The 14,748-nt window shown below is 58.8% G+C and carries 14 protein-coding genes and 2 riboswitches; of the genes, 8 read left to right on the forward strand and 6 right to left on the reverse strand.

Annotation, left to right across the window (positions count from 1 at the left end; genetic code table 11):
• Window positions 1–44: 44 nt before the first annotated feature.
• Genes A6F69_RS00695 through mmsB form a run of 6 tightly spaced genes read left to right on the forward strand, consistent with a single transcriptional unit; the run spans window position 45 to window position 5,812 of the window.
• Window positions 45–1,541 (forward strand): CoA-acylating methylmalonate-semialdehyde dehydrogenase, encoded by a 1,497-nt coding sequence (locus tag A6F69_RS00695; protein ID WP_067596494.1) that lies wholly within the window; start codon window positions 45–47, stop codon window positions 1,539–1,541.
• Window positions 1,542–1,557: 16 nt separating this feature from the next.
• The gene (locus tag A6F69_RS00700; protein WP_067596495.1) at window positions 1,558–1,872 is read left to right on the forward strand and encodes an I78 family peptidase inhibitor; all 315 of its coding nucleotides are present in this window, start codon (window positions 1,558–1,560) and stop codon (window positions 1,870–1,872) included.
• A gap of 58 nt (window positions 1,873–1,930) precedes the next feature.
• Window positions 1,931–3,076, forward strand: coding sequence for an acyl-CoA dehydrogenase family protein (locus A6F69_RS00705; RefSeq protein ID WP_067596496.1), 1,146 nt, complete (start codon window positions 1,931–1,933; stop codon window positions 3,074–3,076).
• Window positions 3,073–4,116 (forward strand): enoyl-CoA hydratase/isomerase family protein, encoded by a 1,044-nt coding sequence (locus A6F69_RS00710; protein WP_067596497.1) that lies wholly within the window; start codon window positions 3,073–3,075, stop codon window positions 4,114–4,116. The genes A6F69_RS00705 and A6F69_RS00710 overlap by 4 nt, the downstream gene beginning before the upstream one ends.
• Complete coding sequence (locus tag A6F69_RS00715; RefSeq protein ID WP_067596498.1) at window positions 4,113–4,907, forward strand: enoyl-CoA hydratase-related protein; 795 nt, start codon at window positions 4,113–4,115, stop codon at window positions 4,905–4,907. Before A6F69_RS00710 ends, A6F69_RS00715 begins: the two co-directional genes overlap by 4 nt.
• A gap of 38 nt (window positions 4,908–4,945) precedes the next feature.
• Entirely contained in the window at window positions 4,946–5,812 is an 867-nt protein-coding gene (gene mmsB, locus A6F69_RS00720; RefSeq protein WP_067596499.1) for a 3-hydroxyisobutyrate dehydrogenase, read from the forward strand.
• Here the strand turns inward: mmsB and A6F69_RS00725 are convergent, their stop codons facing one another.
• Window positions 5,813–6,541, reverse strand: coding sequence for an Nmad3 family putative nucleotide modification protein (locus A6F69_RS00725; RefSeq protein ID WP_067596500.1), 729 nt, complete (start codon window positions 6,539–6,541; stop codon window positions 5,813–5,815).
• A 75-nt stretch (window positions 6,542–6,616) separates the two neighbouring features.
• On the opposite strand from A6F69_RS00725, the gene A6F69_RS00730 reads away from it, so the two are divergent.
• Window positions 6,617–7,417 (forward strand): NTP transferase domain-containing protein, encoded by an 801-nt coding sequence (locus tag A6F69_RS00730; protein ID WP_067596501.1) that lies wholly within the window; start codon window positions 6,617–6,619, stop codon window positions 7,415–7,417.
• Between the two features lie 16 nt (window positions 7,418–7,433).
• Complete coding sequence (locus tag A6F69_RS00735) at window positions 7,434–8,738, forward strand: lipopolysaccharide biosynthesis protein (RefSeq protein ID WP_067596502.1); 1,305 nt, start codon at window positions 7,434–7,436, stop codon at window positions 8,736–8,738.
• Here A6F69_RS00735 and gcvPB read toward each other — a convergent pair whose 3' ends face one another.
• From gcvPB to A6F69_RS00760, 5 genes are all read right to left on the reverse strand, one after another.
• On the reverse strand, window positions 8,739–10,334 hold the full coding sequence (gene gcvPB, locus A6F69_RS00740; RefSeq protein ID WP_067596503.1) for an aminomethyl-transferring glycine dehydrogenase subunit GcvPB: 1,596 nt from the start codon (window positions 10,332–10,334) through the stop codon (window positions 8,739–8,741).
• Window positions 10,331–11,692, reverse strand: coding sequence for an aminomethyl-transferring glycine dehydrogenase subunit GcvPA (gcvPA, locus tag A6F69_RS00745; protein WP_067596504.1), 1,362 nt, complete (start codon window positions 11,690–11,692; stop codon window positions 10,331–10,333). The genes gcvPB and gcvPA overlap by 4 nt, the downstream gene beginning before the upstream one ends.
• Window positions 11,693–11,713: 21 nt before the next feature.
• Window positions 11,714–12,085: a glycine cleavage system protein GcvH gene (gcvH, locus tag A6F69_RS00750; RefSeq protein ID WP_067596505.1), complete on the reverse strand. Its 372-nt coding sequence runs from the start codon at window positions 12,083–12,085 to the stop codon at window positions 11,714–11,716.
• A gap of 3 nt (window positions 12,086–12,088) precedes the next feature.
• Window positions 12,089–13,210, reverse strand: a complete 1,122-nt coding sequence (gene gcvT, locus A6F69_RS00755; RefSeq protein WP_245638256.1) for a glycine cleavage system aminomethyltransferase GcvT — start codon at window positions 13,208–13,210, stop codon at window positions 12,089–12,091.
• A gap of 51 nt (window positions 13,211–13,261) precedes the next feature.
• Window positions 13,262–13,364: riboswitch (glycine riboswitch) on the reverse strand.
• Window positions 13,365–13,463: riboswitch (glycine riboswitch) on the reverse strand.
• 84 nt (window positions 13,464–13,547) lie between these two features.
• On the reverse strand, window positions 13,548–14,744 hold the full coding sequence (locus A6F69_RS00760; RefSeq protein ID WP_067596506.1) for a serine hydrolase domain-containing protein: 1,197 nt from the start codon (window positions 14,742–14,744) through the stop codon (window positions 13,548–13,550).
• Window positions 14,745–14,748: the final 4 nt, after the last annotated feature.

Here is a 14,748-nt window from a genome sequence, read left to right on the forward strand (position 1 = left end):
AGGGTAGGGCGCGCGAAAGATTCGAATATTCGAGAGGAATAATCATGCGGCAGGTTGATCATTTCATTGTTGGTGGCGCGGGCGGCGGGACAGGCCGCAAGCATCAGATCTGGAACCCGTCGACCGGCGAAGTTCAGGCCGAGGTCGCATTGGGCGATGCAGCTTTGCTAGACAAGGCAGTTGCCACCGCAAAGAAAGTCCAGCCGGACTGGGCGGCGACTAATCCGCAGAAACGCGCGCGTGTCATGTTCAAGTTCAAGGAACTGATCGAGCAGAACATGCAAGAACTAGCCGAGCTGCTCTCAAGCGAGCACGGCAAAGTCATCGACGATGCCAAAGGTGACGTGCAGCGGGGGCTTGAAGTCATCGAATACGCTTGTGGCATTCCGCAGGCGTTGAAGGGCGAATACACTCAGGGAGCTGGCCCGGGCATTGATGTCTATTCGATGCGCCAGCCGCTGGGCATCGGTGCGGGCATTACGCCGTTCAACTTCCCCGCGATGATCCCCATGTGGATGTTCGGCATGGCGTGCGCGGCAGGCAATGCCTTCATCCTGAAACCTTCGGAACGCGATCCGTCCGTGCCTGTCCGTCTGGCAGAATTGTTTCTTGAGGCTGGCGCGCCTGAAGGGCTCTTGCAAGTCGTTCACGGCGACAAGGAAATGGTCGACGCAATCCTTGATCACCCGGACATTCCGGCAATCAGCTTCGTCGGCAGCTCTGACATCGCGCAATATATCTACTCGCGCGGCGCGGCCAATGCGAAGCGCGTACAGGCGTTCGGTGGCGCGAAGAACCACGGTATCGTGATGCCGGATGCCGATCTGGATCAGGTCGTCAACGATCTGGCAGGCGCGGCATTCGGTTCCGCAGGCGAACGCTGCATGGCGTTGCCCGTAGTGGTACCCGTCGGCGAGGACACCGCCGAGCGTTTGAAGGAAAAGCTTATCCCGGCGATCCATGCATTGCGCGTGGGCGTCTCAACCGATCCCGAAGCGCACTACGGCCCGGTCGTCACGCCCGAGCACAAGGCGCGGGTCGAAAGTTGGATCGACAAGGCAGAAGCAGAAGGGGCGGAAATCGTGATCGACGGGCGCGGTTTCAGCCTGCAGGGGCACGAGAAAGGCTTCTTCATCGGCCCGACGCTGATCGACCGCGTGACGCCGCAGATGGAAAGTTACCAGGAAGAGATTTTCGGCCCTGTGCTGCAAATCGTGCGTGCCAACGATTTCGAAGATGCCGTACGCCTGCCGAGCGAGCACCAGTATGGCAATGGCGTTGCAATCTTCACCCGCAATGGCCACGCTGCGCGCGAATTCGCCAGCCGGGTGAACGTGGGCATGGTCGGCGTAAACGTGCCGATCCCTGTTCCCGTCAGCTACCACAGCTTTGGCGGATGGAAGCGCAGCGGCTTTGGCGACATCGACCAATACGGGATGGAAGGCCTCAAGTTCTGGACCAAGAACAAGAAGATCACGCAACGCTGGCCGGACGGCGGCGGAGACGGATCGAATGCCTTTGTCATTCCAACGATGGGCTAAATTGAAGGTAGGACCTATGAGACTGATTGCGACTCCACTATTCGCACTGCCGCTTACGGCTTGCGCCGGCTACGCTGAACCAGAGACCGCACCTCCTGCGCCACCTGTTCCCGCCGCACCACCAGAGTACGTCTGCAATGCAGCGCCCGCACAATACCATATCGGCCACGATGCAACGCAGGGAATGGGGGCAGCCATACTCAAGGAAAGCGGCGCCCGCACTTTGCGCTGGGGCCCACCCCGCACCGCGTGGACAATGGATTATCGCCAAGATCGCGTGAATGTACGCTATGGCGATGACATGAAGATAACCGAAGTCAGCTGCGGGTGAGCAGCGCCATTGAGCAGGACGCTTTCCCAAGCCGTTGAGAGGGGCTATTGCGCGCGCCATGACAGGACAATTTGCACTAACTGACGACCAACTCGCCATTCAGGAAATGGCGCAACGGTTCACCGCCGACAACATCACGCCCTTTGCTGGCGAATGGGACGAAAAGCATCATTTCCCCAAGGATGTGATCAAACAGACTGCAGAGCTTGGCTTCGGCGCGATCTATGTATCGGAAGAATCGGGCGGGATCGGCCTTGGCCGACTTGAGGCCGCGCTGATCATGGAGGCAATGGCCTATGGCTGCCCGACTACCAGCGCCTTTATCTCAATCCATAATATGGCAGCCTGGATGATTGACACTTTCGGCGGCCAAGAAGTGAAGGCGAAATACCTGCCTGACCTCGTCACCATGGACAAGATCGCCAGCTACTGCCTTACCGAACCGGGCTCTGGCTCCGACGCAGCTGCGCTAAAGACCAGCGCCAAACTGGATGGCGATCACTATGTGCTCAATGGCACAAAACAGTTCATCTCAGGTGGCGGCGTGAACGATGTTTACGTGTGTATGGTGCGCACCGGAGAGCACAAGACGAAGGGCATCACCTGCCTCGTCATCGACAAAGATACGCCCGGGGTCAGCTTTGGTGCGCCAGAAAAGAAACTAGGCTGGAATGCATCGCCAACCGCGCAAGTGATCTTTGAAGATGCACGCGTGCCTGTGGCTAATCGTGTGGGCGCCGAAGGCGAGGGGTTCCGCTTTGCAATGGCCGGACTAGACGGCGGGCGTATCAATATCGGCGCATGTTCGCTGGGCGGCGCGCAACGCTGCTTGGATGAGGCGGTGAATTACACCAAGGAGCGCAAGCAATTCGATACGCCTGTGGCCGATTTCCAGAACACGCAGTTCATGCTGGCCGATATGGCGACCGAGCTGGAGGCGGCACGCGCGCTGCTCTATCTCGCGGCGGCGAAGGTCACCGATAATGCGCCGGACAAGACGCGTTTCTCAGCCATGGCTAAACGGCTCGCGACTGATAGCGGATCGAACGTCGTCAACAACGCGCTGCAACTGTTCGGCGGCTATGGCTATCTGAAGGATTATCCGATCGAGCGTTTCTGGCGCGATCTGCGCGTGCATTCGATCCTGGAAGGCACCAATCAGGTCATGCGGATGATCGTCGGACGGGACTTGCTGCGGCAATGACAGATGAAGTTTTAATTTCGACCGAAGGAGCGGCAGGCAAGCTCTCGCTCAATCGCCCGAAGGCGCTGCATTCGCTGACGCTCGACATGTGCCATGCGATGAGCGCGGCACTTTCTCAATGGGCGGAAGACGAGGCTGTGAAGGCCGTGATCCTCGACCATGCCGAAGGGCGCGGTTTCTGTGCAGGTGGCGACATTAACCTGCTGCGTGAAAGTGCGCTGAATGATGGCGGGGTGTCTGGCCGCAAGTTCTTCCACGACGAATATCAGCTGAACCATCAGATGTTCACTTATGAAAAGCCGATCGTGGCCTTCATGGACGGCATCACCATGGGCGGCGGCGTGGGTATCTCACAGCCGTGCAAGTATCGGGTTGCGACAGAGAATACGCGGTTCGCCATGCCTGAAACGGGCATCGGCCTGTTCCCCGACGTTGGCGGTGGCTGGTACCTGTCGCGGCTTGGAGGTCGCTTGGGTCAATTTCTTGCGCTCACGGGTGCACGGCTCGACGGCGCAGAATGCCTGTGGACCGGCCTCGCGACCCACTACCTGCCCAGCGACAAGCTGGAAGAAGCGAAAGAGCGCATTGCAGCCGGGCATGAGCCAGGCGGCGTCCTGTCTGCCCTGTCAGAGAAGCCACCCGAAGCGCGAATCGAAGACAACGCGAGCCTGATCCGCAAGCATTTCGCATCAGATCGCTATGAAGACATCCTTTCCAGCCTTGAGGCTGATGACACGGAATGGGCGGCGAAGGAGTCAGCGACACTGCGCACAAAGAGCCCGCAAACCTGCAAGGTGGCGCTACGCCAGTTGGCCGAAAGCGCACAGCTTAACGACTTCGCTGACAATATGCGTATGGAATACCGCATTGCCTCACGCGTGCTCACCCGCCCCGATTTTGCTGAAGGCGTGCGCGCAGTAATCGTTGAGAAAACGCACGATCCCAAGTGGGATCCCGCTACTCCTGAAGGCGTGAGTGACGAGCTGATCGATCAGATTTTCGCGCCCTTGCCTGCCGATGAGGAATGGAAACCCCTATGACCTACGAAACCATTACCACTGAAAAAGATGCCCACGGCACCAAGGGTGTCACGCTGATGACGATCAACCGTCCTCAGGCGCTCAACGCACTGAATTCCAAGGTTATGGAAGAGCTGATCCAAGCTTTCGCCGACTATCAGGCGGATGACAGCCAGCTGTGCGCCATCCTGACCGGGTCCGGCGAGAAAGCCTTCGCGGCTGGCGCAGATATCAAGGAGATGAGCGAGAAGGCGGCGGCTGATTTCTATCTCGACGATTTCTTTGCGCCCTGGACCAGCGAGATCGTGAAGAAGACCCGCAAGCCTTGGATCGCAGCGGTCAACGGTTTTGCGCTGGGCGGCGGGTGCGAGCTTGCCATGATGGCAGACTTCATCATCGCCTCGGACAATGCGAAGTTCGGGCAGCCTGAGATCAAGCTGGGCGTTGCGCCCGGCATGGGCGGATCACAGCGGCTCACCCGCGCAATCGGCAAATCGAAATCGATGGAAATGTGCCTGACGGGCCGGATGATGAGCGCCGAGGAAGCCGAGCGGTCGAACCTGATCGTGCGCGTCGTGCCTCAAGCGGATTTGATCGCCGAGGTGTTGAAGACCGCAGCGACAATCGCCAGCATGCCGCCGATGGCTACCATCGCGAACAAGGAGATGGTCAATTCGGCTTTCGAAATGACACTGGATCAAGGCTTGATCGTTGAGCGCCGCATCTTCCAGATTCTGACCGCCTCCGAAGACAAGGCGGAAGGCATGGCCGCCTTTATCGAGAAGCGCGAGGGCCAGTGGAAGGGACGCTAGTTTTGGATTGAACCGAGCCCCCCAAAGGAGAGGATTCCATGAAAATCGCATTTATCGGACTTGGTAATATGGGCGGCGGGATGGCCGCGAACTTGGTGAAGGCCGGGCACCATGTCCGTGCGTTCGACCTGTCCGAAGAGGCGCTCGCCCGCGCTAAGGAAGCCGGCTGCGAAACATTCACCAGCGTCCGCGACGCTGTGAAAGATGCCGAAGCGGTTGTCTCCATGCTGCCTAACGGCGCAATCGTGAAATCGGTCTACACCAGCGATGTGATCGGCCACACCCCGCATGCCGCAACGCTGATCGATTGTTCCACCATTGATGTCGCCACCGCGCGTGAAGTCGCCGATGCAGCACATGCGGAAGGCTACAAGATGGTCGATGCGCCCGTTTCTGGCGGCATCGCGGCGGCGAATGCTGGCACGCTAACCTTCATGGTCGGCGGAGAAATTCACGCGTTTGAGGCAGCCAAGCCGGTGCTTGAAGCGATGGGCAAAGCCGTGATTCACGCAGGCGGCATCGGCAATGGTCAGGCTGCAAAAATCTGCAACAATATGCTGTTGGCGATCCACATGATCGGCACCTGCGAAGCCTTCAGCATGGCTGAGAAGTTGGGCCTTGATGCACAGACATTTTATGACATCTCCAGCGTATCTTCGGGCCAGAACTGGTCGATGACCAGCTATTGCCCGGTTCCGGGTGTCGGCCCGCACTCACCGTCTGACAATGACTATCAGGGCGGCTTTGCCACCGCGCTGATGCTCAAGGACCTCAAGCTCGCGATGGAAGCGGCGGAAAGTGCAGGCGCAACAACCGCGCTGGGGCGCCACGCCAAGGATATCTACGAAGCCTTCGCCGAGCAGAACGGCGCGGTTGACTTCTCTGGCGTGATCAAGACGCTCTAGTCAGTTCTTTCGGATTTCGTCCAGAATTCCTGCAAGCCAATCACGCGGCGCTTGCCTGCGTCCGATATCAGCGACGAATTCCTGACCACGCGCGACACTTTTGAGCTTGCCGCCTCTGATCCAGCGCTCGGGCCTGTCATGATAGCTTAGCCCGCCACGCTTCAGCCAATCGGGCCTGTTCCAAAGGGTCACCGGCCCGCCGGGGACGGTTAGCCGCAGGGTATCGCTTGCGCGCGATGCCTGCACACCCGGCCCGCGATAGATGACATCGTTTTTGTGATGCATCGCTAACGCATGAGGATGCGCCAGATCTGTGAGCTCTTGCGCTGAGCCACGAGCAAGCGGGATCACCTGTTCAACCTCAAGATAGGCAAAGATCCGATGGTGCGGCTCGCCGCCCTGCTCCCAGTCTCGGAACAGCCCGAAAAACAGGAAAATATCACCTTCGCGAACCCCTTGCCGCTCAAGATGGGTTTGCGCTGCCCCGCATTGTCCGAATAGACACTCTCCGCCTTCAACGAACATCGGATCATGGTGGCAAAGATCTCCTGCGCCGAGCTTTCCGCGACTTGAACGAGCGGCGTAATTGCCCAATCCCAGATCGCCATAAGTCGTGCGCGAAGCAGCCCCCGCCGGGATCGGCAATGTCACCGGCCGACCATCAATGATCGGCGAGGGTCCGCCGCCCGAGCCGCTGTCAAAACCCTTGCGAGAGAAGATGATACGCATCGCTTCGTCTGCTGCACGGCTCTTTATCGCATGACAAGACTTTGCGTTCTGACAATTCGCGCCTATTTGCGCTGCATGGACGGGAAAATCACTGCACTCATTATGGCCGGCAAACGTTCCGGCATTATGGATCCACTCGCCACGCGCGCAGGCGTATCGCAGAAATGCGTAGCACCTGTGCTGGGCGTGCCGATGATTGAGCGTGTGCTGAAAGAAGTCGCAGGATGTGACCAGATCGGCGCGATTCACATCGTCGCGCATGAAGCGGATGAGATCAAAGCTTTGCCCACTGCACAGGCGCTGAGCGCTGAAGGCCGACTGCACTTCAAGGAAGGCAAGTTCAACATCGTCGACAGCGTATTTTCAGGCGCCGAGGGGGCGAGTTTCCCGCTGATGATCACCACAGCGGACAATTGCCTTGTTACGTCAGACGGATACGCCGAATTCATCGATAAAGCGCTCAGCGCTGAAGCCGGAGCTGCGGCAGCGCTCGCCCGCAAAGAGGATGTGCAGGCGGCGGATCCAGAAGGACAAAAGAAGTTCTACGAATTTTCGGACGGCGGCTATTCCAATTGCAACACGTACTGGATCGGCAGCGACGAAGCGCTCAAAGCTGCTGAGATCATGCGTGAAGGCGGACAGTTTGTGAAATTCCCCAAGCGCATCGCCAAGGCTTTCGGCTGGATGAATCTGGTTCGCTTCTACTTCGGGTGGGGTACGAAGGAGATGATCTTCGAACAAGTCTCAAAACGGTTCGGGTTCAAGCTTGTGCCGATTGTCATGTCGAGGGGCGAATTCGCAATCGACGTCGACAATGAACGCACGTTCGAAGTGACTGAACGACTGCTCAAGAAACGCGCAGCGGCTGCAGGCTAAGCGCCGGAAGAAGGTCATGAAACGCCTCTGGCAAAATATAGGTTGGCTTCTGGGCGGACGCGGTTTCAATGCCGTGATGAGCCTTGTCTATCTCGCGTTGGCGACGCGAACCTTAGGGCTCGAAGGCTTCGGTTATTTTGCGATCATAATCGCACTGGGCCAGGCGGTTACAGGCCTTGCCAATTTTCAGACCTGGCAATTCGTCGTGCGCTGGGGCTCCAATGGCGACGGGCCGGCTGACGCAACAGGCTTTGCCATCGCACTCGACATGTTGTCCGTGCTTATGGGTACGATCGCCGCCGCTGTTCTGGTTTGGACCGCGCAACTGTGGCTTCCACTGCCAGACGAACTGCTATGGCTGACCTTCGGTTATTGCGTGGTGTCGCTGCTATCCATTCGCACAACTCCCACCGGACTGCTCAGGCTTCGCTTTAAATTCGCAAAAGCTACTGCGGCTGAAGCTGTCCAGCCCGCAATCCGGGCGGCAGGGGCAATACTTGCATTCTTTTTCATGCCGACAGTCACCGGGTTTGTGCTCGCGTGGGCCGCCGCCGAAATCGCGGTGGCCTTAGCGCTTTGGATCATCGCCGCGAGCGAAGAAAAGATCGACCTGTCGCGCGTAAGCTTGAAGCGAATACCAGCCGCACACCCCGACGCATGGCGCTTTGTCTGGTCAACCAACATGTCAGGCACGCTGACGATCGCAGGCAAACAGGTGATGATCTTGATGGTCGGCTCATTGGGTGGTGAAGCGCTCGCAGGCGGCTTCCGCGTTGCAAGTCAATTGGGCCAAGCCCTGGTTGTGCTGGCGCAAACCATTTCCAAGGCCATCTATCCCGAACTTGTGCATGCCAAAGACGAAGCTTTGCTGATGGCGCGCCGCATGGCGAATATCGCATTGATAGGCGGAGTGATGGCAGTTCTGGTTGCGCTTTTTGCCGGACGGTGGGGTCTTACAACTGTCGCAGGAACTGAGTTCGCGGGCTTTTATTGGGCGATGGTCATATTGGCGATTGCTGGCGCGGTTGAATTGGTGGGTGCCAGTCTGGAATCGCTGCTGGTCAGTGCGGGCAAAGCGCACACTGCGTTCATCGTTCGCGCAGTGCCGACGGTGCTGGCGCTAGTCTTGCTGGATGCCGCGATTGACTGGAATGGTGCGAAGGGTGCTGCCTTTGCGGTACTCGGCTCAAGCTCGCTTGCGGTAATCGGTTTCTACGTTGCGATCCTGAACCTGCAGCAAATCCGCATCCGGATTGAAACCGAAGAGCCTGTGCCGCAGCCGGATTCTGCGGCAACCGCTCCCGTCACCCAACGCGACTGATCAGGTATTCTCCGGCTCGGTCCACGCCAGCTTCGGCTTGCGCGCCGCCAGCGTTTCATCAAGCCTACGGCGCGGCGCATAGTAAGGCGCTTGCTTCATTGTCTCGTCGCCGGCGTTGGCACGTTCTGCCAGCGATCGGAACGCCGCGATGAACTGATCAAGCGTTGCCTTGCTTTCAGTCTCGGTTGGCTCAACCAGCATCGCGCCGTGCAGCACGAGCGGGAAATACACCGTCATCGGGTGGTAGCCTTCATCAATGAGAGACTTCGCCAGATCGAGCGTCGAAAGATCACCCCCAAAGCCTTTGTCGCCGAACAGCGCTTCATGCATGCATGGGCCGCTTGCCGCATAGGGAGCGTGCAGCAGATCCTCCATGCTGCGCAGGATGTAATTGGCATTGAGTACCGCATCTTCGGCAACCTGCCTCAGCCCATCCGCACCGTGGCTGAGAATGTAAGTCAGTGCGCGGGTGAACATACCCATCTGGCCGTGGAACGCAGTCATCCGGCCAAAGCTCTGCATCACCCCGCCAAAATGCTCTTCTGAGAACGCATCTGCGCTTTCTTCCTCCACCAGATGCACCACACCGTCTGCGGTACGCGCGGTGTAAGGCAGCGGGCCAAACGGCGCGAGCGCTTCAGACAGCACCACCGGGCCAGAGCCGGGGCCACCGCCGCCGTGCGGGGTGGAGAAGGTCTTGTGCAGGTTGATGTGCATCGCATCGACGCCGAGATCTCCCGGCCGCACCTTGCCAACGATCGCGTTGAAATTTGCCCCGTCGCAATACACGAAGCCGCCTGCCTCATGCACCGCATCAGAGATCTTCTTCATATCGCGTTCGAACAAACCGCAGGTGTTCGGGTTGGTGATCATCACTGCCGCCACATCGGGCCCAAGCCGCGCCTTGAGCGCTTCCAGATCGACGCGCCCTTCGTCAGTTGTCGGAATGTTTTCCACGCGATAACCGGCAAAGGCTGCTGTCGCGGGGTTCGTGCCATGCGCGCTGTCCGGCACCAACACGACTTCACGCGCATCACCGCGCGCTTCCAATGCGGCCCGGATACACAGAATGCCGCACAACTCGCCATGCGCGCCTGCCTTCGGGCTCATTGCGACGCCGTGCATTCCTGTTAGCGCGATCAGCCAATGCGCCAACTCGTTGATCACTTCGAACGCGCCTTGCACCGTTTCGCGCGGTTGTAACGGATGCACATCGGCAAAGCCGGGCATCCGCGCGACTTTCTCGTTAAGTCGCGGATTGTGCTTCATCGTACAGGAACCAAGCGGGAAGAAGCCCAGATCAATACCGTAATTCTGGCGGCTAAGGCGCGTGTAATGGCGCACCGTTTCCGGCTCTGTCAGGCCGGGCAAGTCGATGGGTTCTGCGCGATCAAGCCCGCCCAAACGGTTGGGCGCGTCATCCGCCGGCTCAGGCAAATCGACACCGGTCACATCGGCGCGGCCGATCTCGAACAGCAACGGTTCTTCCAGCATCAACCCACGATTTCCGGTGACAATTGCGGGGCCATTATGAAGGCCGTCTTCGCTTGCGGGTGTCATTTCAGGCTTCCACCCGGACTGATTAGGCGCGTTCATGACAACACCTCCTCAAGAGCCGTTGCAAGGGCTTCGATTTCCTCTTCGCTGGTCGTCTCTGTAACCGCGACCAACAAACCTTCGCTCAAGCGTTCAACGCCCGGATACAGGCGCCCGAGCGAAACGCCGCCCAGCACGCCTTTGGCTGCCAGCTTATGCACCACGTCGCGCGCATCCTGCCCCACCATCAGTGTGAATTCGTTGAAGTAATTGTCATTGAGCACGGAAACGCCGGGCACCTTCGCAAGCCTGTCTGCCGCGAGACACGTCAAGCGATGGTTCTCTGCCGCGAGCTGCCGCAGTCCCTTCTCGCCCAGCAATGTCATGTGCACGTTGAACGCCAGCGCGCACAACCCGCTGTTAGTGCAGATGTTGGAGGTCGCCTTTTCGCGCCGAATATGTTGCTCACGTGTCGATAGCGTCAGCACAAAGCCGCGCTTGCCCTCTGCATCGACAGTTTCACCGCACAAGCGGCCCGGCATCTGGCGCACATGCTTGGGATCGCGCACAGCAAAGAGGCCCAGATAGGGCCCGCCGAATTGCAGTCCCACGCCCAACGCCTGACCCTCACCGACGACGATGTCCGCACCCATGTCGCCGGGTGCCTTGATTGCGCCCAGCGCGACCGGCTCTGTATTCACCACTACCAGCAGAGCGCCCTTGGCATGCGCGGCATCGGCAATTTCAGTTAGGTCGGTGATGCGGCCCAGAATGTCGGGATATTGAACCACCACGCAGCTGGTCTCTTCATCGATGCGAGCGATCAGTCCGGCATTGTCCGGCGTGGACTGAATCGCCGGTTCTGCTCCGGCAATCTCGTCATTGGTGAACTTCGCCATCGTCTTGACGACTTCGGCGTAGTGCGGGTGCAACGCGCCTGACAGTACGACGCGATTCTTGCGCGTGACACGGCTCGCCATCGCCACCGCTTCCCAGCATGCAGTCGAGCCATCGTAAAGCGACGCATTCGCCACTGCACAGCCATACAGCCGCGCTACCTGCGTTTGAAATTCGAACAGCATCTGCAGCGTGCCCTGCGCAATTTCCGGCTGATACGGCGTGTATGCCGTCAGAAATTCACCACGCTGGATGATCGTATCGACGCTGGACGGCACGTGATGGCGATAGGCCCCTGCCCCCAAGAAAAACGGCGCGTCCGCTGCCGCCAGGTTCTTCTTGGAAAGCCGCCGCATATGCTTTTCGACCGCCATTTCGCTGGCATGCATCGGCAGCCCGCGAATGGGACCATCAAGCCGCGCTTCTTCAGGCACATCTACAAACAAATCGTCGATGGTGCTTGCACCGATTTTGGCAAGCATTTCGCCGCGATCGGCATCAGTCAGGGGTAGGTAACGCATCAATCAATTCCCTTTAGGGGTTTAGAGCCCGTCGACAAATGCCTTGTAGCCCTTGTCGTCCATCAAACCTTCGAGTTCCGATTTGTCGCCGATGGTCATGCGGAAGAACCAGCCGTCTTCCTCTGGCGAGGTGTTTACCAGTGCCGGGTCATCTTCGAGCGCGCTATTGGCTTCGGTTACTTCGCCGCTGATCGGCGCATAGACGTCGCTGGCAGCCTTGACGCTTTCGACCACGGCCGCATCGCCCGCTTTGTCCAGCATGGTTCCAACATCGGGCAGCTCAACAAACACGATGTCACCCAACTGTTCTTGCGCGTAATCGGTGATACCAACCGTGGCGGTATCGCCTTCAACGTCGATCCATTCGTGTTCATCAGTGAAAAAACGCGGCATCAATCAGCTCCCTCTATAATAACGGTGCGGCACAAACGGCATGGGTGAAACGGTTGCGGCGAGGCGTTTGCCCCGCACTTCGATTTCCAGAGCAGAGCCCTCATCGGCGTGCGCGATGTCAACATATGCCATCGCTATAGGAACGCCGAGCGTCGGCGAGAATCCGCCGCTGGTCACTATACCAACTTTTGTCTCGCCGGAAAAAACCTCTGCACCTTCGCGAGCGGGCATACGGCCATCCAGAGTAAGGCCGACGCGTTTGGTCGCCGGGCCATCCGAGAGCACCGGCACCAATGCGTCATGGCCCATCCAGCCACCTGCTTCGCGACGCTTTTTTGTCAGCGCGAACATCAGGTCGGCGCTGACCGGGTCAGTTTCCGTCGTGAGATCATGTCCGTAAAGCGGCAAGCCGGCCTCCAACCGCAGCGAGTCTCGCGCGCCCAGCCCAACCGGCTTGACGTGTTCATCCGCAACCAGCGCTTCAGCAAGCTGCGTGACGTGCGTCGCAGGCACGGAAATCTCGAACCCGTCTTCGCCGGTATAGCCAGCCCGACTGACCCAGAGGTAGGCACCTTCCCACTCAAACAGACCAGCCGTCATGAAGGTGAGCACTCCTGTGCCAGGCAGCAGTGCTTCAAGAACTTCACCAGCCTTCGGGCCTTGCAGCGCGAGCAATGCGAAGTCGTCGTGTTGTGTAAGCGTGATTTCATCGGGTAAATGTTCACGCAGATGCGCAATATCATCCCACTTGCACGCGCCATTCACCACCAACGCAAAATGCGGCCCGGTGTTTGTGACCATCAGGTCATCAATGATCCCGCCATCCTCATTCAGCAGCAGCGAATACCGCATACGCCCGTCTTTCAGGCTGGTGATTGCACCTGGCAGCAGTTTTTCCAGCTCTTCGCCCGCGTTCTCTCCTTTCACGGTGAGCTGCCCCATGTGCGACACGTCGAACAGGCCAGCGCTTGTCCGTGTCCAGTTATGTTCGGCCACGATGCCCTCATATTGGATCGGCATTTCATAGCCAGCGAACGGCACGATGCGCGCGCCCTGTTCACGGTGCCACGCATCAAGCGGCAGCTTGCCCAAAGGCATGTCTTCGATGGTTTGGTCGTCGCTCAAATCATTAGTCCCCGCACAGAAGGCGCAACGCTTCGACTTGAAGCCTTGTTCCATACCCCCTCTGTCGGGTGACCTGAGAGCTTAGCCGGGCAAATGCCGGGCCTTCCCCTTCGGTGGCCTCAAACGATCAGTCTAAGGCGCTTTCCAGAGTGCCGATCACAGCGCGGTCCCTGTGCCTGAGAGTTTCCGGGGTGGTTGCTCCTTCGGCGTCGTTTGGCCCGGAGGCTTCACGAACTCTCCCGCTGATGTGTCTGCAGAATCGCTCCCGCAGCAGCGGATTTTCTCTGCGCTATTCAGGGGAAAGCGTCAATTGCGCAATTGTGCGGTGCAGCGTTTTTCACCGATCTTCGACGAGAAGTTCCTCTGCCAGTTTTTGCGCTCTGGCCATCAACTCGATCTCGCGCGGGTCAAACCCGCCTTCATCCTCGGCCGACTGGCGCGGAGGAACAGCGGTGGTAAAATAGGCAAAGCCCTTGTTGGTCGCGCGCGAATACCACAGTCCGGATCGCAACCCATAGGCTTCGCCGGCATGGCCGATGCGTGCAAGTCCGTCGCTGAATAGCCTGTCCTGACACTCAACATCCGATACCTCAATCTGATGCATGGCAAGGCCATAATCGCAAAAGAATTGCTGCCCCACCGGAGCATTGAAAACGATGTGCATGGCAATCTCGTTTTGCGCTGCTTCCGAGAGAAATTCCGAGTTGAGCGGTAGAAAGGCCTGCCCGATCTTCGCCAGATCCATCATCCCGATGCGCACGCCGCCTTGCGGACTAAAGACAGAGGCGTTGGTGCCCGGCGCGTAATCTTCGAGGCTGCATTCCAAGCCTTTGGCAACGGGTATCGTGCAATTGGGCGGCAGGTCAGCTACATCGTCGCGCGCGACCTCACCCGTATCGCGGTAGAGGACAACGGCCTTGGCGATCTGCTCTTCGCTGCATCCTATCCAGTTGAGGCACGCCTCGATACCAAGCGGTGCGAAGACCGTGCGCTCCATGATCCGGTCATACCGCTCCCCCGTGGCCGCTTCAAGTACGGTCGCTACCACCGGAGAGCCGAGATTGGCGTACTCAAATGGCGCTTCGCCCGGCGGCGCATCGGCGTACCAAGCTTCAGGCTCTGCCAGCTTGGCCTGCAAGCTCTCGCCCAGCGGAATGACATAGCCCGCATTGTCACGCAGACCTGAGCGGTGACTGAGCAATTGCGCCAGTGTCACCTTGGCCTCGGGGAAATTGGGCGATCGCACCTCCCATCCAAGATACTCAGAAACATCTGCGTTTAGATCGACCTTGCCCTCGTCGACCAGTTGAAGAGTTGCGAGGGCCATGATCAGCTTGGAGATGCTGGCGATCCGCACCGGGTCATAGGCCTCGACCATGCGGCCACTCGCACGATCCGCTATGCCCTCTACTACCAGAGGCCGGATATTCTCGCGATCAAATGCGACGACCACTGTCGCTGGCTGGGGTGCTTCTTGAGCGCTGGCGCATACCGCCAATGCGAAGAGAGGTGCTGCAAGGAATTTCCTGAACATCGTC

The organism is Altererythrobacter ishigakiensis (assembly GCF_001663155.1).
GTDB classification, from domain to species: Bacteria; Pseudomonadota; Alphaproteobacteria; order Sphingomonadales; family Sphingomonadaceae; genus Erythrobacter; species Erythrobacter ishigakiensis.

Coding starts and splice junctions, on each gene's coding strand:
- A6F69_RS00695 (WP_067596494.1), top strand. CDS start 45: ATGCGGCAGGTTGATCATTTCATTGTTGGTGGCGCGGGCGGCGGGACA.
- A6F69_RS00705 (WP_067596496.1), top strand. CDS start 1,931: ATGACAGGACAATTTGCACTAACTGACGACCAACTCGCCATTCAGGAA.
- A6F69_RS00730 (WP_067596501.1), top strand. CDS start 6,617: ATGGACGGGAAAATCACTGCACTCATTATGGCCGGCAAACGTTCCGGC.
- gcvPB (WP_067596503.1), bottom strand. CDS start 10,334: ATGAACGCGCCTAATCAGTCCGGGTGGAAGCCTGAAATGACACCCGCA.
- gcvH (WP_067596505.1), bottom strand. CDS start 12,085: ATGCCGCGTTTTTTCACTGATGAACACGAATGGATCGACGTTGAAGGC.
- A6F69_RS00760 (WP_067596506.1), bottom strand. CDS start 14,744: ATGTTCAGGAAATTCCTTGCAGCACCTCTCTTCGCATTGGCGGTATGC.
- A6F69_RS00725 (WP_067596500.1), bottom strand. CDS start 6,541: ATGCGTATCATCTTCTCTCGCAAGGGTTTTGACAGCGGCTCGGGCGGC.
- gcvPA (WP_067596504.1), bottom strand. CDS start 11,692: ATGCGTTACCTACCCCTGACTGATGCCGATCGCGGCGAAATGCTTGCC.
- A6F69_RS00700 (WP_067596495.1), top strand. CDS start 1,558: ATGAGACTGATTGCGACTCCACTATTCGCACTGCCGCTTACGGCTTGC.
- A6F69_RS00715 (WP_067596498.1), top strand. CDS start 4,113: ATGACCTACGAAACCATTACCACTGAAAAAGATGCCCACGGCACCAAG.
- A6F69_RS00735 (WP_067596502.1), top strand. CDS start 7,434: ATGAAACGCCTCTGGCAAAATATAGGTTGGCTTCTGGGCGGACGCGGT.
- mmsB (WP_067596499.1), top strand. CDS start 4,946: ATGAAAATCGCATTTATCGGACTTGGTAATATGGGCGGCGGGATGGCC.
- A6F69_RS00710 (WP_067596497.1), top strand. CDS start 3,073: ATGACAGATGAAGTTTTAATTTCGACCGAAGGAGCGGCAGGCAAGCTC.